Raw genomic sequence first — 19,514 nt, forward strand, 5'->3', positions numbered from 1 at the left:
CGATTAGGTGGTTGGAAGAATACTAAGCGAACGGATCGCGCTTCCATAAAGACGTTATGGCAAGGATGGTTTAGGCTGCAAACCATCCTTGAAGGGTATGAACTGGCTAAGTCTCTTGATTCACTAGACTTGTGATCAAGAGACAGGCAACAAGCAGCCTTTTTTATGTCAACGAGTCGAGCGATTACCTAAGCGATAGATTGTCGCGCTTTATACGTATTTACACCAAATAACGCTAACACGGCCAATACAAACGGTAATACGTAGATGTTCATCATTTCCCATCCGACAGTCGATTCAAGCCAACCAGATAAAAGCGCGGTTATGGTGACACAGCTAAAGACAAAGAACTCATTAAACGCTTGCGCTTTCGACTTATTACGCGGCGAATACGATTGGCTAAAGAGCCCTGTTGCTGCAATAAACATAAAGTTCCAACCAACACCGAGCAGAATAAGAGCCAAACTGAAGTGCCAGATTGATTGCCCATGAATATTGATCGCAATACATAGCACAAACAAAATGCCACCAGATATGATCATGTTCCTTGCGCCAAAGCGTTCAATCAAACGACCAGTGAAAAATGCAGGAACGAACATGCCCAATACATGCCACTCAATCACGCCTGCCGCTTTTTCAAAATCAAACCCGCAGCCAATCATGGCCAAAGGTGTTGCGGTCATCAAAATGTTCATCACCGCATACGCCACCATGGCTGCGAATACCGCCAACATAAAATTGGGCGCTTTGATAATGTCTAGCAAGGGCTCACTTTGCACCTGCTGATGGTGTTCGTGGGTGGGTGGAAATTGAATGGTCTGAAGCAGGCCCAAGGCGAGAATGTTCAAGCCAATTAACGCCATAAATGCGCCGACATACAAACCGTCAGCCGACCACTGCTGTGAATAGATTGCTAGATTGGGCCCAAGCATAGCTGCTAATACGCCACCAGCCATAGAAATCGAAATCGCCCTATGCCTTGCGCTCTCATCGCACACTTCTATCGCAGCGAATCGGTAAAGTGTACCAAAGCCAATACCAATCCCCAGCAGGAATGTACCGACACAAAACAGGTAAAACATCTCTTGGGACAATGCGTAAGTCGACACACTTGCACCAGTAATGCCAATTAGATTACCAATGCTAAAGCCCTTGCGTCGGCCTAGCTTGCCCATAATCAAAGAGGCAGGAATCGTGGCACTCATTAAACCTAAAAACTGTAACGCCACAGGTAAAGTGATCAGGCTTAAACTTGGCGCTATCGCTTTACCAACCAAGCCAATTACCGAGATAAGCAGTATATTGCCTGTCATTAACAGAGCTTGGCAGAGTGACAACAGCCATACATTTCGATTCATTAACGAAGTGCCTCTTTTACTGCGGCTAACGCATGTAACTCAACCGTATCAAATAACGGTGTGTCGGTTTCATCTTGCGAGACTAACAGACCAATCTCTGTACAACCTAGAATCACGCCTTGCGCACCACTTTCTGCAAGATCACTAATGATGGTATGAAAATCATCTTTGGAGCGACGGTTAACCTTACCCAGACAAAGTTCGTTGTAAATCACATCATGTACCAGCTTTCTCTGCACGCCGTTTGGTACTACAACTTCTATCCCAAACTTGTCACTTAAACGTTGTTTGTAAAAAGCTTCTTCCATTGTGAACGCAGTACCTAGTAGGCCAACTTTAGTAATGCCCTTTTCTACTAGCACTTCACCAGTGGTATCGGCAATATGAAGCAGTGGAATAGAGACCGCTTCTTGCACTTGTTCCGCGACCTTATGCATGGTGTTGGTCGCAATCAAAACAAAGTCTGCGCCCGCTCGTTCGATTGACTGAGCTGCATCGCACAACAATACGGCACTTTTGTCCCACTCGCCGCTACGCTGCAGCAGTTCAATCTCTGCAAAATCGACACTATTGAGGATGATCTTTGCCGAATGTAGTCCGCCTTTGTGCTGTTTTACGCCCTCGTTGAGCTGTTTATAATATTCAGCTGTGGACTCCCAGCTCATACCGCCAATGATCCCTATCGTTTTCATCCCTTCACCCTCACATTTATTTGTTACAAATAATTAAACAGATCCCATGTCACAATACAAATAAAAAAAGGCTTCTAAACAGAGTTTAAAAGCCTTGTCTTATTTCGTTTAGTTAAGCCGTTATTCTGAGCGTATCGGTAGAACTTGCTTCACATAGTTACCAGGAGCTGGGCCCAATACTGGGAACTGCTCGCTGCCTACAGGGAAAGGCGCAACTTGTTCTTCAGCATTGAAACCCATTAACCACTGGTGCCAATGTTTCCACCAAGAGCCTTCAGTATGATTTGCGTTAGCCAACCATTCATCAGCACTCTCATCTAGCGTGTCACTCGTCCAATAGCCATATTTATCTTTATCAGGATGATTTACGATACCTGCGATATGGCCTGACTCACCAAGAACAAACGTCTTGTTGCCGCCCACATTCAGTGCACCACGATACGTTCCTTGCCAGAGAGCAATATGGTCTTCTTTGGTCGAAACAAAGTAACTCGGGATTTTGATCTTGTTGAGATCAACCCACACGCCACCGATTTTCACCCCTTTGTCTTGAACAAGTTTATTGTTCAAGTACAACTCCCTCAGCATGAAATTGTGCGTTTTAGCTGCCACGTTAGTGCTATCACTGTTCCAGTAAAGTAGGTCGAAATCAACCGGGCTATTACCTTTCAAGTAATTATCAACGTAGTAATTCCAGTACAGACTGTTCTCGCGTAGCAAGCTGAACGTCACGCTGAGCGAACGACCATCCATGTAGCCCTTGGCATCATTCTGAGCTTCAATAGCTGTGAGTATGGTGTCGTTGATGTATGCGCCAACTTCACCTGGCTGAGAGAAATCAAGCAATGTCGTAAAGAATGATGCACTCTTAATACGCTTCTTCATGCGCTTCGCTGCGTAGTAAGCAATGGTACTCGCAAGCACAGTGCCACCAATGCAGTAACCTGCCGCGTTGACTTGGTCTTGGCCGGTGATTTCTTCAATCGCAGAAACCGCTTTTGCCACACCTTCAGTCACGTAATCACCAAACTCAACATCACGCTGCTCAGCACCAGGGTTACGCCAAGAGATCATAAATACTGAATGACCTTGCTCTAGTAACCAACGTACCATCGAGTTCTTTTCACGCAAATCTAGAATGTAGTATTTGTTAATGAACGGTGGAACGATCATCAAAGGTGTCGAGTTAACTTGCTCTGTCAGAGGGCGGTATTGAATTAATTCAAATAGCTCATTCTTAAAAACCACATCGCCTGAGGTATTCGCAACGTCTTCACCAATGCGGAAAGCATTATTGTTAGTCATACGAATTTTAAGAATATCTGCGCTAGACTCGGCATCTTCTTTCAGTTGCTCTAAACCAGCCAACAAGTTCTGACCATTTTGCTCAAGTGTCAGCTTTAGCAGCTCTGGGTTGGTCGCAATATAGTTGCTTGGAGAAAGTGCATTGATAGCCTGACGCGAGAAAAAGCTGATTCGTTCCTTGGCTTTATCATCTAAGCCTTCGATGCTATCGATAGTTTCTAAGTAGGTTTTACTGAAAAGCAGGTAAGATTGTTTGATAAAGTTGAAGAAAATATCTTGTTGCCATTCTTCGTGAGTAAAGCGCTTATCGCCTTTCTCAGCCTTAATGACATCATCAGTATTTGCGCTAAGAGCAACATTTTGCCAAATCTGCAATTGTTGCTGCCACCAATCGGCTTGGATTTTAAGCATTGCTGCTGGTTGGTTGGCTGCGCCCTCTAACAATTTAGCGGTGTCTTCGAGGTTCACCTCTTGCATTGCTTTATTGAGAGGAGTGTTTGCGGCTGCCCTGCTGAGTTCTAGATCTTCCCACCACTTTTGATTGGTTTCTTGGAGCTTAACAAGGTAGTCCGAAAAGAAGTTGTGTAACATGATTAGACTCCTACGATCGGAAAAAAATGCCGCCTTTCGGCGGCTAATATAGGCAGTGTTATGCGGGAGTCACTGTCTTAAGGTTTTCCGTCGTCATCTGTTCCACATCATCTTTGAACTCTTTAGCAACAGCTTGAAGCTTGTTGCTATCGTCCATCATTTGTTGAGACAACTTAGTCAAAACACTGAGCTGCTGGCTGTTAAACGCTGTCAATGACGTAACATCTTTGATTTCGCTAGCCGCTTTCATTTGCGCTAAGCCCATTTCGCTGTATGTACGCATGGCATTAAGCTGAAGCTCAGTTAATACTTCAACATTCTTAGTCACTAGCTTGTTGAACTTTAGGTATGGTTCTAGGCTTTTTTCAGTTTGATCGCTAAATGTTTTAAAAAAATCTGTGTACATGAGTATTACTCCTGAGTTAATTCCATTTAATAATTACTGGATTGATTTGATGATTAGCGCGGTACCCATGCCACCACCAACACATAGAGACGCCACACCGTATTGGTCACCTCTGCGGTTGAGTTCATGGATGAGTGATACAAGAATTCGGTTACCCGACGCTCCAAGTGGATGGCCTAATGCAATCGCTCCACCGTTTACGTTCGCTTTATCTAAGATGGTTGAAATCGATACCTGGTGCTTTTCCGCAAGTTTATGGATAACGCCGAGCGCTTGCGCCGCAAATGCTTCGTTAAGTTCATACAGATCGAGATCTTCGATACTTAAATCCGCTTTATCGAGCGCGATACTGACCGCTTCCACAGGACCCAGTCCCATTAGCTCCGGCTCTAAACCTGACTGACCATAGCTGACAATTTCTGCAATAGGCTCTAACCCATGCTTTTTCACCGCAGACTCACTGGCAACGATTACTGCACTCGCACCATCATTTAGGCCCGAAGCGTTACCCGCTGTCACCGTGCCTTCACGGTCAAACGCTGGTCGCAGTTTTGCCAAGCCACTTAGTGTCGCTTCTGCTTTTGGATATTCATCAGTATCGAATACAACGGTTTCTCGGCGTTTCTTAACGTCGACAGCGACAATTTCTTGTTTGAATTTTCCAGCTTCAATCGCTGACACTGCCTTAAGCTGACTACCTAACGCGTATTCATCTTGCTGTTCACGACTGAGTTCTACGGCTTTAGCGATATTTTCAGCCGTAACGCCCATATGATATTGGTTATACACATCCGTCAGACCGTCATTGATCAGTAAGTCTGTCAGATTCATACTTCCCATCTTATGTCCGTCACGGATACCGGAAGGAATGGTAAATGGGATCTGCGACATCACTTCAACACCGGCAGCAACAACAATGTCAGCGTCTCCAGCCTTAATGTGACTCGCCGCGTCCATAACCGACTTCATGCCGCTGCCACAAACCATGTTGATTGAGTAAGCTGGCACTTCGTTGGGAATTCCAGCGTAGAGTGACGCTTGTCTACCGACTCCCATCCCTTGACCAGCACTAATCACATTACCAACGATCACCTCATCAACTAGGTTCACGTCAACATTACCTTCTGACAGCGCCGCTTTAATCGCGATTGACGCTAAGTTACCAGCAGAAATGTCTTTTAGCGTTCCACCAAATGAGCCAATTGGAGTACGTTTTGCCGCTACGATATATACTTTTTCCATTTTTCTACTCCTTCTTAATGCATGTATAAGCCGCCGTTTACAGAGAGAGTTTCCCCTGTAATGTACGCGCCTGCATCACTGACTAAGAAAGAGACCGATTTTGCAACTTCAACTGGTGTTGCAAGACGACCCATAGGGATTTGAGCTTTGATGGATTCCAACGCTTCTGGCTTCATTGCTTCCACCATTGGTGTCCCTGTGTAACCCGGTGCCACAACATTTACTGTGACACCACTACGAGCGCCTTCCGCTGCAAGTGCTTTCGAAAAACCAATCATGCCCGCTTTCGCTGCTGAGTAGTTGGTTTGCCCGAATTGACCTTTTAGTCCATTCACCGATGAAATGTTAACAACTCGGCCGTTGCCCTTTTCACACATAGCGGCAAACAGAGGCTGGGTAACGTTAAACACACTGTTGAGATTTGTTTCAATCACTTCTTTCCATGCTGACGCTTGCATCTTTTTGAACGTTCCATCGCGAGTAATACCTGCATTATTGACGATGACATCAATGGTACCCTCTTCTTCAAGCAAAATCGCCAGGCGCTCAGCACACTGCTCTGTATTGGTCACATCCAGTTCAAACAAGCGTACCTGATCTTCATTAAATCGCTTCTCATTGAACCACTCTAACGCGCATGAGTAGTTACCAGTAAAGTACGTCGCAATGACTCGATATCCGTCATTCACTAACTGCTCCGAAATAGCGGAACCTATCCCACCTTTCGAACCCGTGATCAAAGCAATTTTCTTCATTAATGGACTCCATTCTTAACAAGCAATAAATATAAAGTGATAACTTCTAATTTATACGTTACTCAATACGTAAAAACCAAAATCAAATAAAAATATATTAAGGCTTCCTTGCGCCTTTTAATTATTAAAATTAATCCTTAATTATTACAGTTCAAATGTTTTCTCAAAATTAGTTCGTAAAGTTGAACGAGGTCTCATATATAATGAAATGTTATATTGATGTTAACTCAGATTAAGTGCATGTTTTTCCTGGTTATTTTTTAATCAACAGGTTACTCAATAAGATTTAAGTCATTGATTTTTAATGACTAACAATCAATTACATAGAGGTTGCATAAAATTTCCATTACGTGAAATATCAATAGTTAGTTTTCCATAACCTAATCAAATTTAGTGAGCAAGCCATCAATACAGATTTCAACTTTAGTATTACATTGGGTCAATACGTCAATCAAAATATAACCATGGGATTTATAAGATTATGATTAATAACGGTTCGATAAATAATTTCTATCTATACCATCGTCTATATTTAATTAATAAACTAAAAATATTTACCATATATTTTTCTTTGTTTTCCCGTATTGAATATTAGAAATATAAAAAAGCCCGGAGTTAATCCGGGCTAGCATGGTTTTATTGAATGTGTTGCTAAGTTAGCTATTACACTATTGATTTACGATTTCGATATTTTGACTAGGCGACTTGATCGTTTCATTTAACAGGCCAGCGTACAAGCCATTAAGAGCCAGCAACTGTTTATGATTTCCCCGCTCGACGATCTCACCCTTTTCCAGCACGAGTATCATGTCAGAGTGCCTTACGGTACTCAGTCGGTGAGCAATTGCAATTACCGTCTTATCATTAAACAGTCGTTGCATCGCTTTTTGAATGAGGGATTCAGTGATGGAATCGACCGAACTCGTCGCCTCATCTAACATCATAACCTGGCCACCTTGTGCAACCGCACGAGCAAATGAAATCAACTGAGTTTGCCCTACTGACAGGTTCGAGCCATTCTTTTCAATTTTGAAATCATATCGTCCAGGTAGCTTATCGATAAACCGATTCGCATACACATATTCAGCCGACTGTTCTACATCCTTACTCTCTATCTCGGGTTTACCTAACGCAATGTTAAACTCGATACTCTCTTCAAATAAGTGCACCTCTTGCATCATTAACGAGAACAAGTGCATGGAGTCCTCTACGGCAATTTGTGACAACTCGATACCATTTAATAGGATGCTGCCTTCGTAGTTTAGATAAGTCCTAGAGATCAACCGCAATATTGTCGACTTCCCTGAACCAGTCGATCCCACCAGCGCAATTTGATGACCTTTTTCGAGTACAAAGGAGACATTGTTTAACACATATGGGGCGTCGTCTTTGTAACGGAAACTCACATTACGAAACTCTAACGTCTCGAACTGTGTGAGTTGACGTTTCACTTCCTGACTTGGCAATAGCTGACGCCCTTCTTCTGCTGTTGGTTGAGCGAAGAGCTCCTCAATATGGTCAAACGCAGCAAATGAGCTTTGTATTGAGGCAATTTGAGAGGTGAAGTCTCGTATCGGGACAAAGACTTTTTCCAATGTATTGATAAACGCAATCAGCACACCAAGTGTCAAAGCGCCTGCAATAACTTGCTCTGAACCGTACCAAATCAGTAGAGCAATCGTCACAGAGGTGATACCCGAGATAAACGAAAACAGAATCGCATCATATTTGTTGATCTTCTTCTGCGCGTGTAAAAACTCATCCGTATAACTTTTAAACTTCTCTTCAACTTGTATCTCTGCTCGATACATTTGAACGGTTTTCATACCAAACAAGACTTCCTGCAAAAAGCCAACACCTCTTGCTAATGCAGATCGAGTCAGCAGATACAACTCACGGAGCTTGTTTCTCACGTATACCGTTAAGTACATCACCGGCGGCATGACAACCAAAACAATCAGCGTTAGTTGCCAATCAATCAAAAACATCATCACCAACAAGGCAATGGTGTTCAACGTATCCTTCACCAACCCCACCACCGATTGTACGAAGGTCTCTCCGATAGTTTCTAGGTCACTTGTCAGGCGAGATAGCGTGACACCAATAGGCGTACTATCAAAATAGCTGCGGGGTAACTTTAATACGCGATCAAACAAAACACTTCGCATATCTGTCACGGTGTTTTGTCCCGTTTTTCGTAAGTTGTATGAGTAAGTCGTATCAACAACGTAACTCATCACCAGAACCGCGACTAAATACGAGACATATTCTAGCAAGCCCTCCATGTCTCCTTGGCTTAGGTGTACATCGATGATTTGGATGATTAACCATGGAAACAGTAAACTCGTCAGCACAGTAAGCGGCAACATTGCGATGCCCAAAATTGCTGACTTCTTATACTTCTTAGCGAACTTGAAGAAGTGCTTAAGATATTTGACGTCGACACCTTTTAACATGCTGCTGCCTCCGTCTCATTTTGTTGTAGTTGCCAAGTTTCTAGATAGTAATCACACGTTTTGAGCAACGTTTGATGATCCCCTCGGGCAATCACTTCACCGTTGTTTAAAACAACAATCTCATCCATATATTCAAGTGCATTAACACGGTGAGACACGACCAAAACTGACTTGTCGCCTAAATGGTCGAATAGATTCTCTAAAATTTTTCTCTCTGTTTCGTAGTCAACGGCAGAGAGTACATTGTCCATAATGATCAACTCGGCAGGCTCTAGAAGCGCACGCGCAATACTAAGCCTTTGCTTTTGACCGCCAGAGAGCATAATGCCTTTTTCACCCACTAGGGTTTGATCGCCGTGTTCAAAACGAGAAACATCACCGACCAACTGACTGAGTTCTAATACTTCATCGACTTGCGCTTTAGCTACCTCACTCTGACTACCAAAGCGGATGTTGTCTTCAACCGTTGCAGAAAACAAATACGGGTCTTGGGTTACTGTTTTGATATAGCGGCGCAAGTCTGAACGCGAAAAAGAGGTAATGTCTCTATCGCCAATAAAGATACTTCCTGCGGGTACCTCTAGATGATGGTTTAGGCAGTTAACCAGCGTCGTTTTGCCCGCACCGATCCCACCAAGCACCCCGACTTTCTTTCCTTTCGGGATATCAAAGCTCACATTAGACAGTACATTTTCTTCATCTGCATCGTATTGAAAGCTCAAGTTTCGAACAGAAATGGTTTTCCCCGTGAGTTGTTCGACTTCAGGCTGAGAAAGTTTAATTTCATCCAGCTCAGGCATCTCCGCGTTCAAGATTGTTTGAGCGCTTTGAATACCGACAATTCCACGCTGATAAATAGTCGCGATACGGCCCAACTGCATTAATGGCATCGCAAGCAACACTGAATAGGTTAAAAATGCCGTTATCTCACCCAAAGTCAACTCTTGCGCCATCAGCATGTATCCACCTAGACCAAGAATAATGATCTTCATTAAGTCATTGGCGTAATCCAACACTGGCATAAAGTAGACTTGTATTCGCATGATTCTCATGCGGCAGCGAAGCAATTGTTGGTTAAGCTTTTCTATCTCAGCTTTCACCCAAGGAGACATGTTCTGGCTCTTAATCAAGTCAATGCCAGACAAGTAATTCATCATTTGAGCTGACAAGTTTTGCAGTCGACTCATATGTTCAAGGTGTAAGGTTTTCATGCGCGTAAAACCTATTCGAAATATGACGAAAGCAATAGAGATGGGAATAACTGAATACAAAGTCAGCTCAGGAGAAATGCGCCACATATACAAAGGGGTCAGTGACAGTGCTAACAAGGCATTAAAAAACTGCAAAAATCCGACGCCGAATAACAGTCGAATTCCGTTAAGGTCATTATTGATAATTGAAATGAGGCGACCAGAAGCAAACTGCTGATGAAAGCTACTCGGTAAACGATTGAGCTTTTGCAGCAGTGTATTTTTGAGTGCTGCTTCTGTGATCCTGCCAGGATTCAACGCATAGATGCGGGATAAAATGCGTACAACTACCATCGCAATCGACATAGCGACCACAATACCAACGTAGTTTTTAAGCTGCGCATGGCCTGTCACCGATGCATCTTCAATCAAATCAATCGCTAGTTGAATATAACGTGGGATCTCGACCTGCAGCCAGTTAACAAGAAAGATAAATACAATCGCAAGCAAATACGATTTACGATTCATGCGCACATAATGCGCGAAAAACTCAGTTTTGGTCATACGACTCGTTCTTTCTAGATAATTTTGTTATGCGATTCAATTTAGCATTTCAGTACGAAAAGGTGGCGAGCACACGATAAGAAACGCGTTTAGGGTAATGTTCAGAGTGCTGTTTGAAGCTGAGGATTTTACTCTCTTCAGCATGAAAAATCATCAGTTTGAGACGAGTTTACCCCTTCCCCACACACAAAAAACATGTGATGAAAAAAGCCCGGAATAAATCCGGGCTGGCATTAAACGAATCGGTTTCAATCCTTGAACTATCCGGCAGTGGATGGTTTGATTCGATAGAAAATAGCGAATAATACCGGTACAACAATCAGTGTTAGCACCGTAGCAAAGCCTAAGCCTGCCATTATTGTGATCGCCATTGAGCCAAAAAATGCATCAAAGACAAGTGGGATCATACCCAGAATCGTAGTGAGAGCCGCCATACTCACCGGGCGTACTCGCGAGATAGCACTATCAAATACCGCTTGATATGGGTCCTTACCCGACTCCAGTTCGATATTGATTTGGTCGAGCAATACAATACCGTTTTTCAAGATCATGCCGCTCAGACTTAATAGACCGAGGAAGGCGGTAAAACTAAACGGCATATCCGTCACGAGTAGACCAATAGAAACACCGATGATAGACAGAGGCACTGTGAACCAAATGACTAACGGTTTTCTCAATGAGTTAAACAGCAACATAGTAATAATGAACATCAGTAAGTAACCCATCGGCAAAGAACCAAACAGTGCTTCTTGCGCATCCTTTGAAGATTCATACTCACCACCCCAAGTAATTTCATAGCCCGCAGGGAGTGTTAGCGCTTCAATACTTGGTTTCACTCGACTAAATAAACTTGCTGGTGTCTCATGTCCCAACACATCGTGATCGGCAAGAACGGTCAGAGTACGTTTTCTATCTCGACGCTGAATTAACGGCTCTTGCCACTCAAGAGTTACACCATCAATGACTTGCTCAACAGGAACATAGCTTTGTAGTGTTGGGCTCCAAATTTTCACATTAGCGAGCGACTCAAAATCAATACGCTCCTGCTCCGGAAGACGAGTAATGATCGGCAACATGTGGGTACCGTCACGCAGTAAGCCAATTGGTGTTCCGCCAAATGCCATCTGCAGGGTGTTCGACAACTCTTCTTTAGAGATACCTAAGCGTCGCGCCTTAGACTCATTGAATTGAGGAACCAGCTCTTTAGTACGCTCACGCCAATCGTGACGAACGTTTCTTGCTCCGGGATCTTGAAGCAGTACATCTTCTACCTGCACTGCGATTTCACGCAACACTTTAGGATCAGGGCCAGTAATTCGTGCTTCAATCTTCGATGCTGGTGACGGCCCGAACTCCATCAACTTAAACTGAAACGTTGGTTGATTGAATTTTACTGCTAGGTTTTCATCTAGCTCAGCCAGCAACTCGAACATGGTTTCTCGGTCAGAGGTACGAACTTGCAACTGGGTATACGCTTCGTAGCTTTTCTCAGGTTGATACGTTAACGCGAAACGCTGTAGGCCTTGTCCTGTAGTGGTAGAGACAAATTCGACGTTCTCTTGCTGGCGAATGTATTGCTCGACCTTTTTGGTCTCTTTGATCGTCTCACGAATGTCGGTCCCTTCCGGCATCCACATATCGACATAGAACATCGGTGTATTACTCGGCGGGAAGAACTGCTGCTTAACCATACCAAAGCCAGCAACCGCAGCGACAAGTAGACCAACCATGCTGATGACAGTTAACCAGCGGAAACGTAGCGCGAACTTAAGGCTTGCGCCGAAGACCGTAAACAATACGCCTTTATATGGGTCGACATCTTCTGTTTGTGCTTGCTTGTCTTCTTCTTTCAGCAGCAACTCTGCTAAGAAAGGCGTCAGCGTCAACGCTGTAATCCAGCTCAAGAACAGTGAATAACACAATACCCAGAACAATGAGCCCATGAACTCACCGGTCGCATCTTCAGACAAACCGATTGGAGCAAAGGCGGTAATCGCAATGATGGTCGCGCCAAGTAATGGCCATTGAGTCTGCTTAACAATATCAACCGAGGCTTGAAGTTTGGTTTTACCGCGCTTCAATCCAACCAATATTCCTTCTACAACAACGATGGCATTGTCCACCAGCATACCTAGCGCAATGATGAGTGCCCCAAGCGAAATACGATGCAGCTCAACATCATTTTGCTTCATCAGAATAAACGTGCCCATCACCGTCAGTAACAACACGGCACCGATGATCAGGCCACTGCGTAAGCCCATTGCAAATAGCAGAACGATGATTACGATAGCTACCGCTTGACCTAAGCTGACGATAAAGTCATCGACTGACTTCTCAACCTCCGCCGACTGATTATAAAAGTAATTGATCTCTACCCCCGCCGGACGAATAGACTCTAGCGCTTGAAGCTCTGATTCTAAGGCTTTGCCCACTTCAACAACGTTAACACCAGCACCAAATGAGATAGCAAGGTTTATGGCTGGTTGGCCGTTGAAAGTGATGACATTGCTCGGCTTCTCTTGAATACCGCGAGTGACCGTCGCAACATCTTTCAGTCGAATCAGGTTACCTGTATCACGACCATGGATAATTAAATCTTCTAGCTCCTGTTGTGAGCTCATGGTGCCATTTGGGCGAATGGTCAGTGTCTGGCCGTTAACCATCACCTCACCCGCCGACTGGACACTATTTTGCTGGCTAAGCAGACCGACAACCGTGTTCATGTCGAGATTAAGAGCTGCTAACCGCTCTAGAGAAACCTCAACAAACACTTGCTCCTGCTGATCGCCTGCGATGGCCACTTTACCTACACCATCAACCAGCTCTAGCTCACGACTCAGGTAATCGGCATAGCGCTTGAGCTCAATATAGTCATAGCCGTTGCCTGTAAGCATTAGCATGATGCCGTATACATCACCAAAATCATCAATGATTTGAATTGAGTTCACACCAGAGGGCAACGTTGGTTGAAGATCGTTGATCTTACGGCGCATTTCATCCCAAATCTGAGGGAGTTCGTCTGGGCCGTATTCCATCTCCATACTGACCATTATCTGCGACATTCCGTTCGATGAGGTCGAGGTAATTTTGTCTAAGTAAGGTAACTTACGTATTTCCTTTTCTAATGGGTATGTCAGCTCTTCTTCTACCTCTTGAGAGGTTGCCCCCGGATAGGTAGAAATAATCATCGCGTCTTTGATGGTAAACGCAGGATCTTCAAGTCTGCCCAAGTCCATAAACGAGGTATAACCACCCACCGCCAATATGACGAGGAATAGCCAACTGATCACTTTGTTTTTTATTGAGTACTCAGCAATGCTCACAGCTCAACTCCTTTAATTTCCATTCCTTCACGCAGCTTTCTCAGATTCGAATTAATGAGAACATCGCCTTTGCTAATGCCCGATGCGACTAGTGCGCCGTTACCGGTGATTTGGTCAACGCTGATTGGGTACTTGTGCGCTTCTCCGCTTTCAAGTTTCCAAACATGAAACTGTTGAGCTTCACTCCCCGCATCAATTGCTGTCATAGGAAGTTGGTAAGCTTCAAATGTGCTCAAGCCTGCCTTAATCAGGTCAACGGATACTCTCGCACTGGTTCCGGGCAGAATTTGATGTTCGATTTGCGGCATGTTGAGCCAAATCTCATAGGTTTGGCTTTGCGGGTGAAGCTCGCTAGTGTGCTCTAAATAGCTCACTGGATAACTGCCTTCATGGCCTGCAAAGGTCGCCGTAGGTTGGTAACCCTGCGCATTCACTTCTGGGTTCAACATGGCGAGCACTGAATCAGAAACTTCAATCTTTACGTATACCTGTTCGTTTTGATAAATCGTGACCACTTGCTCGCCGGGTGTTACGTTCTCATGCTTCTTCTTATCAACAGATGAAATAACACCATCAAACGGGGCAATTAAACGTGTGTAACGCATACTGGCTTTCGCAGCACCTAAGTTCGCGTTTGCCAATTGCAAATTAGCGTTCAACTCATCGAGCTCGGCACGTGAGATCATCTTGTTACTACGTAACTCCTCACCACGTTTGGCTTGTTTAAAGGCCAGCTCATACTTCACTTGAGCATCGACCAGTTGCTGCTTGCTCTTAGCATCATCTAACAAAGCGACGACTTGCCCTTTCGATACACGATCGCCCTCTTTTACCAACATAGATGAGAGCTCACCATCCATACGAAAAGCCAGCGGCGTTAGCTCTGCAGGCATTACTTGGGCGTTAAAATTTCGAAACTGACTCTGAGACGCTTGTTCTACAGTAAATGTATCGACCATGACGGGTTTGGTTGGTCGGTGTTCGACCTCTGGCGTACAAGCGACTAACACACTGGCTGATAGCATCGCTACGGCAAATTTATTACTAAGCATCTTAGATACCACCTTCTTTCTTCCATGCTTTCACTTGTTGACCTGGTAGTAGACTCTCTACACCGGCTTCGACAATAAGGTCACCACTGTTTAGCCCCGCAATCACGTTGCCATTGCTATCCAATTGAACCTCAATCGGAGAGATAGTTTGAGAATCTTGATCAAATCGATATAGCTCACCGCTGGTATCTTGTTTAGACACCCATGCAGTGTCAGCAATGTGAACGTAACGTTGACCTGTTTCATTGAGTAATTTCACTTGCGCAGTCATGCCTGGAAGAAGGTTCATTAACTTAGGGCGCTCAATGGACACACTGGCTGAATAGCTGTTGGTATCACTGTCAGGTTTAGTCGAAATTTCTTTAAATCGCGCAGGAATAGCCACTCCACTATGGCTGTCCATAACAACATGAAAAGTAGATGACTCAATATGCTCTAAACCGTACTGCTCGGCATAGCTCACCGGAATGGTAAACACCACGTCCATGACACCGTTATCAATGACATTAAGTACTGGCTGGTTGGCGCCAACAACTTGGTGTTCTTTACTAAAAGTAATAGAGACCACGCCATCAAACGGCGCAAGAATTTGGGTGTAGTCTAAATCTGTTTTGGCTTGTTCTAGAGAGGCGCTCGCCGCTTTGTACTTTGCCTCGTGCTGATCATAGGTATCAACACTGATGAGTTTTTTCGCGTGTAGTTTCTCCGCTCTCTGGAACGCAGTCTTCGCCAAATTAAACTCAGCTAAACGAGCTTGATAAGCCAACTGGTAATCGGTTGGGTCAAGTTTCGCAAGTACGTCGCCTTGCTTTACTTCACTGCCCATATGGATAAAGAGTTCTTCAACCTCCCCGGCCACTTGGAAAGACAAAGACGCGCGATCAGTCGCATCAATGTTTGCAATGAAAGAATCATAACGCTCGCTTTGAACGTTAGGCACTTCAGTCAGCTTAACGGGCTTAACCACCGGCTCTGATATTTCTGAGTTCGCCTTGTTACACCCTGCAAGCACCAATACGGATAACCCTATCGCAGCAAAACGCATCATTGGTCTTATTCCTTTTGTTGATGTGTTCATTGTTTATTCATCTTTTCATATTGCACACCTGTGCAGTATATAAATTATATGAGTGAGATCAATATTTATTTTCCACCCGTGCAATATAATCTTTATGTAGGCTATACTGTTAAGCGGATTCTTTAATGAAATGATGCTCATTTTCTGGTAGAAAGAAGGCGTTGAACCAAATTGACTAGGTACTATGACGGAAAGAAAGCAAGGCAGACGAAGCGCTCAAGACGCTGAGAAAACCAAATGTGAGATTATGCGTGTCGCAACTGAGCTATTTTGTGAGCTTGGCTATGAGCGTGTTTCGCTGCGAAACATCAGTGAAAAAGCAGGCGTATCGCATAGCCTGATTCGCCACCACTTTGGCAGCAAAGAGAAGATCTGGTATTCGATCAGTGACGGCTTACACCTCTACATGGAAAAGTATATGCGCACGATCATCGCGAATATGCCTGAAGGTGTCGGCTCTAACGTTAAGCTATACCACTTCTCAGTTCGTCTACTCGCCCACATGCTTGATTGCAAACAACCGATCCAGTTGATTGCTGACGCGGTACGTCAAGAAGATGCCCTGTTCGATTACTTCATCGATAATTCAGGCGAAATTGAGCAGTTAGTTCATGGACTAGCAGAGCAGTACAATGAAAATCATCCTGAGACACCAGTCAAAATCTGGGAGATCAAATGGCAAATGATGATGTTTGCTCACGGTGCCGCTAGCCTTACGCCATTTATGAAAGAAACTTGGGCCGATGAAACCGATGACATTGGAGTGTGCCTACTTAAGCACTGGGAAATGTACAACAATATGATGGCTTGTCGATTCCAAGTACCGAGCGAATACATTTTGCGCCCTGAGCGAGTGACTGACCTAGTCTATAACGTTGAGTGCGATGCAGAATCCTTGAGCCAAGAATAGCCTTCCTCCCCGATTTAAAAGCGAGCGATAATAGCTCGCTTTTTATTTATCCAACATCCCGCTATTTATCCACAAACAAATTCCGTCCCATTAGGTTTTAGTACTTTAGTCGTAGACGAAAACTAATTAATAGGATTTAAATTGATCTAAATCAAACTCTGTTTTAAACGCTAGAAATCCGGCTATAACAATTCGATTATTCACTATAATTATTAAGCGATTACTAATTAAGCATGTAACGATAAGTGGGCATAGGAAAGCTATCTAATGTTTAAAAATACTTTGCTTGCGGGCATAAAATCAGACATGTAGCCATTTAGGGTTATTGAACTTATGCAGTAGAGTGAATACTTTCTCGACAAAACATAATAATAGCTTAACTACCATTCATAGTGTGGCTGGCAATGAGGAATAATTAATGAGTTTATCTAACCTTTCATTTAAGCAGAAAATTGCTATTTTGATCGCTTTGCCTATTCTTGGTTTTCTTTGGCTCAGTGCCTCATCCATTTCTCAGAGTATTTCTACTTCAAATGAAATGTCATCTCTTACCCAGTTAACTCGATTGTCGGTTGTATACAGCGAATTAGTGCATGAACTACAAAAAGAACGTGGCATGACAGCGGGCTTTCTAGGTTCGAACGGCACTAAATTCAAGAACGAATTACAGAAACAGCGCAGCGCGGCAGACACAAAACGGCAGCAGCGCACCAGTTACTGGCAAGCGAATCAAATTCAGAATAGTGAAATTCAACAGCTGAATAGCGAAATTAGTCAGCGCCTGAATCAACTCAGTACTGTCCGTAGCCAAGTAGACTCCCAGTCCATCAAACTTTCTGATGCACTCGCTTACTACACTCAGCTCAATGGTATGTTATTAAGCGTGTCTGGCATTATTTCTGACATTAGTACTGACTCTCAAATGACGAAAGAGACCGTTGCTTATTATAACTTTATTCAAGGTAAAGAACGCGCGGGTATTGAGCGAGCGGTATTGAGTAATACTTTCGCGAAAGATGAATTTGGACCTGGGATGTTAGTTAAATTCATTTCTCTCGTTACTCAGCAAAATACATATTTTTCTAACTTTAGTGTTTTTACTAACCCAGAAAATCAGCAATTTTACGACCAACAGATGCGAGATAAATCCATACAAGAAGTTAAAAAGCTTCGCGCTCTGGCTGAATCTAAAACATCGAATTTCAATGCAGACGCCGTATATTGGTTTGGCCAATCAACGGCTCGTATTGGTCAATTAAAGAAAATCGAAAACCATTTAGCCGATGGCCTAATTCAACTAGCAGAACAAAAAGCCAGTGCTGCTCAAGTAAACTTGATTGTGAACATCATAATCTGTTCACTTATCACGGTTATTGCCGGACTAATCAGCTTCTTCACTATTAAAGATCTTTCAACTCGTGTTAAAGACCTTACCTCTGTTATGGCGCATGTTCGTGATGATAATAACCTGTCGGTTCGAGCAACTTACGTAGACAAAAGCGAGCTGGGTGTTATCTCCTCTTCACTTAACTCGACACTTGAGCAATTTTCTGAGGTTATCGATAACCTATCTAATTCGAGCTTAACCCTTGCGTCAGCCGCTGAGGAAACGGCTCAAACTTGTCAGCACAATTCAGCATCAATGGTTGAGCAACAAGACCAAATCGGCTTGATTGCAACTGCGATAGAAGAGCTTTCGACTACGGTTAATGAAGTCGCGACCAAAACTCAACAAACTGCTGAATCAGCTAAGATGATGAATGATCAAACTCAAACCGGTTTGAGCACAGTGCAAAACTCTTATCAGTCGATAGAAAGCTTAGCGCAAGAAATTGACGGACTGGCTCAAAAGATCACTCATCTTCACGAGAGCAGTAACAATATTAACAACGTGATAGATGTGATTAAATCTGTTGCAGAGCAAACCAATTTGTTAGCACTCAATGCAGCCATTGAAGCCGCTCGTGCTGGTGAGCAAGGTCGCGGTTTCGCAGTCGTCGCTGACGAGGTAAGAACCCTCGCTCAGCGCACACAAGAATCCACTTCAGAAATCGAAGGTTTCATCACGTCACTGCAATCTGATGTGGAGTCTGCATTTAGCGTTATCGATAACAGTCAGAAGAAATCTGCGGCTGCGGTACAAGACTCACGTCAAGTTGAGCAGAGTTTGACTGAGATATCTGAATCAGTAAGCGACATCTTCAGCATGGCAGATCAAATCGCCACAGCAACAGAAGAGCAAGCTGTTGTTACCCAAGATATAGCCAAGAACATCGTGACAGTCGAAGAGAAATCAACTGAGTCGACAACAGGTGCTACCCAGATTGCATCTACAGCAAGAGAACAAGCTCAGCTAGCAACCTCCCTGAAAAACTTAGCTTCAACATTTAAAATCTAACCTTCAATGTCATAGCCATATGTAGCAAAACGCCTCTCATCTGAGATAATGCCATTCGGATAAGCGCTAACGCTTATACCTAAACGGATATTTGGCCGGAACAAAGAGGACTGAACGTGGAAACGTTCGGTCCTTTCTTTTGTCTGGTAAAATGAAATGGCTGACGCTTTCTCGCATTTGCTTGAGCTTGATTG

General features: G+C 43.8%; 14 protein-coding genes. 2 read left to right on the plus strand and 12 right to left on the minus strand.

Annotated elements, in window-relative coordinates; all coding sequences use genetic code 11:
- Window positions 1-188: 188 nt before the first annotated feature.
- The 11 genes from ELS82_RS21075 to ELS82_RS21125 form a co-directional block, all read right to left on the minus strand.
- The gene (locus ELS82_RS21075) at window positions 189-1,358 is read right to left on the minus strand and encodes an MFS transporter (RefSeq protein WP_134837220.1); all 1,170 of its coding nucleotides are present in this window, start codon (window positions 1,356-1,358) and stop codon (window positions 189-191) included.
- Entirely contained in the window at window positions 1,358-2,050 is a 693-nt protein-coding gene (locus ELS82_RS21080; protein ID WP_134837221.1) for an aspartate/glutamate racemase family protein, read from the minus strand. Before ELS82_RS21080 ends, ELS82_RS21075 begins: the two co-directional genes overlap by 1 nt.
- Window positions 2,051-2,170: 120 nt before the next feature.
- Window positions 2,171-3,946 carry a class I poly(R)-hydroxyalkanoic acid synthase gene (gene phaC, locus ELS82_RS21085; RefSeq protein WP_134837222.1) on the minus strand — a complete coding sequence of 592 codons (1,776 nt, stop codon included), beginning with the start codon at window positions 3,944-3,946 and terminating at the stop codon, window positions 2,171-2,173.
- A 58-nt stretch (window positions 3,947-4,004) separates the two neighbouring features.
- Window positions 4,005-4,352 (minus strand): phasin family protein, encoded by a 348-nt coding sequence (locus ELS82_RS21090; RefSeq protein WP_053439070.1) that lies wholly within the window; start codon window positions 4,350-4,352, stop codon window positions 4,005-4,007.
- A gap of 33 nt (window positions 4,353-4,385) precedes the next feature.
- A complete protein-coding gene (locus tag ELS82_RS21095; protein WP_134837223.1) occupies window positions 4,386-5,594 on the minus strand; it encodes an acetyl-CoA C-acetyltransferase in 1,209 nt (402 codons plus the stop codon).
- 14 nt (window positions 5,595-5,608) lie between these two features.
- Entirely contained in the window at window positions 5,609-6,349 is a 741-nt protein-coding gene (locus ELS82_RS21100) for an SDR family oxidoreductase (RefSeq protein WP_134837224.1), read from the minus strand.
- 668 nt (window positions 6,350-7,017) lie between these two features.
- Window positions 7,018-8,805, minus strand: a complete 1,788-nt coding sequence (locus ELS82_RS21105; protein WP_134837225.1) for an ABC transporter ATP-binding protein — start codon at window positions 8,803-8,805, stop codon at window positions 7,018-7,020.
- Window positions 8,799-10,559, minus strand: a complete 1,761-nt coding sequence (locus tag ELS82_RS21110; protein WP_134837226.1) for an ABC transporter ATP-binding protein — start codon at window positions 10,557-10,559, stop codon at window positions 8,799-8,801. Before ELS82_RS21110 ends, ELS82_RS21105 begins: the two co-directional genes overlap by 7 nt.
- Before the next feature lie 260 nt (window positions 10,560-10,819).
- Window positions 10,820-13,882 (minus strand): efflux RND transporter permease subunit, encoded by a 3,063-nt coding sequence (locus tag ELS82_RS21115; protein ID WP_134837227.1) that lies wholly within the window; start codon window positions 13,880-13,882, stop codon window positions 10,820-10,822.
- A complete protein-coding gene (locus tag ELS82_RS21120; protein ID WP_134837228.1) occupies window positions 13,879-14,934 on the minus strand; it encodes an efflux RND transporter periplasmic adaptor subunit in 1,056 nt (351 codons plus the stop codon). The genes ELS82_RS21115 and ELS82_RS21120 overlap by 4 nt, the downstream gene beginning before the upstream one ends.
- Window position 14,935: 1 nt before the next feature.
- A complete protein-coding gene (locus ELS82_RS21125) occupies window positions 14,936-16,012 on the minus strand; it encodes an efflux RND transporter periplasmic adaptor subunit (protein WP_370447490.1) in 1,077 nt (358 codons plus the stop codon).
- Window positions 16,013-16,196: 184 nt separating this feature from the next.
- Here ELS82_RS21125 and ELS82_RS21130 point away from each other — a divergent pair, with 184 nt between their 5' ends.
- Window positions 16,197-16,922: a TetR/AcrR family transcriptional regulator gene (locus ELS82_RS21130; RefSeq protein WP_134837230.1), complete on the plus strand. Its 726-nt coding sequence runs from the start codon at window positions 16,197-16,199 to the stop codon at window positions 16,920-16,922.
- A 418-nt stretch (window positions 16,923-17,340) separates the two neighbouring features.
- Entirely contained in the window at window positions 17,341-19,320 is a 1,980-nt protein-coding gene (locus ELS82_RS21135) for a methyl-accepting chemotaxis protein (RefSeq protein ID WP_134837231.1), read from the plus strand.
- Here the strand turns inward: ELS82_RS21135 and ELS82_RS26710 are convergent.
- On the minus strand, window positions 19,317-19,514 hold a 198-nt coding region (locus ELS82_RS26710; RefSeq protein WP_208733238.1), incomplete at its 5' end, for a hypothetical protein. The genes ELS82_RS21135 and ELS82_RS26710 overlap by 4 nt on opposite strands.

Origin of the sequence: Vibrio ouci (assembly GCF_004551525.1) — a bacterium.
Taxonomy (GTDB): Bacteria; Pseudomonadota; Gammaproteobacteria; order Enterobacterales; family Vibrionaceae; genus Vibrio; species Vibrio ouci.

What these genes read in the sequence shown, in the direction of transcription:
- ELS82_RS21075 (WP_134837220.1), bottom strand. Translation starts at nt 1,358, where the DNA reads ATGAATCGAAATGTATGGCTGTTGTCACTCTGCCAAGCTCTGTTAATG.
- ELS82_RS21080 (WP_134837221.1), bottom strand. Translation starts at nt 2,050, where the DNA reads ATGAAAACGATAGGGATCATTGGCGGTATGAGCTGGGAGTCCACAGCT.
- phaC (WP_134837222.1), bottom strand. Translation starts at nt 3,946, where the DNA reads ATGTTACACAACTTCTTTTCGGACTACCTTGTTAAGCTCCAAGAAACC.
- ELS82_RS21090 (WP_053439070.1), bottom strand. Translation starts at nt 4,352, where the DNA reads ATGTACACAGATTTTTTTAAAACATTTAGCGATCAAACTGAAAAAAGC.
- ELS82_RS21095 (WP_134837223.1), bottom strand. Translation starts at nt 5,594, where the DNA reads ATGGAAAAAGTATATATCGTAGCGGCAAAACGTACTCCAATTGGCTCA.
- ELS82_RS21100 (WP_134837224.1), bottom strand. Translation starts at nt 6,349, where the DNA reads ATGAAGAAAATTGCTTTGATCACGGGTTCGAAAGGTGGGATAGGTTCC.
- ELS82_RS21105 (WP_134837225.1), bottom strand. Translation starts at nt 8,805, where the DNA reads ATGTTAAAAGGTGTCGACGTCAAATATCTTAAGCACTTCTTCAAGTTC.
- ELS82_RS21110 (WP_134837226.1), bottom strand. Translation starts at nt 10,559, where the DNA reads ATGACCAAAACTGAGTTTTTCGCGCATTATGTGCGCATGAATCGTAAA.
- ELS82_RS21120 (WP_134837228.1), bottom strand. Translation starts at nt 14,934, where the DNA reads ATGCTTAGTAATAAATTTGCCGTAGCGATGCTATCAGCCAGTGTGTTA.
- ELS82_RS21125 (WP_370447490.1), bottom strand. Translation starts at nt 16,012, where the DNA reads ATGAACACATCAACAAAAGGAATAAGACCAATGATGCGTTTTGCTGCG.
- ELS82_RS21130 (WP_134837230.1), top strand. Translation starts at nt 16,197, where the DNA reads ATGACGGAAAGAAAGCAAGGCAGACGAAGCGCTCAAGACGCTGAGAAA.
- ELS82_RS21135 (WP_134837231.1), top strand. Translation starts at nt 17,341, where the DNA reads ATGAGTTTATCTAACCTTTCATTTAAGCAGAAAATTGCTATTTTGATC.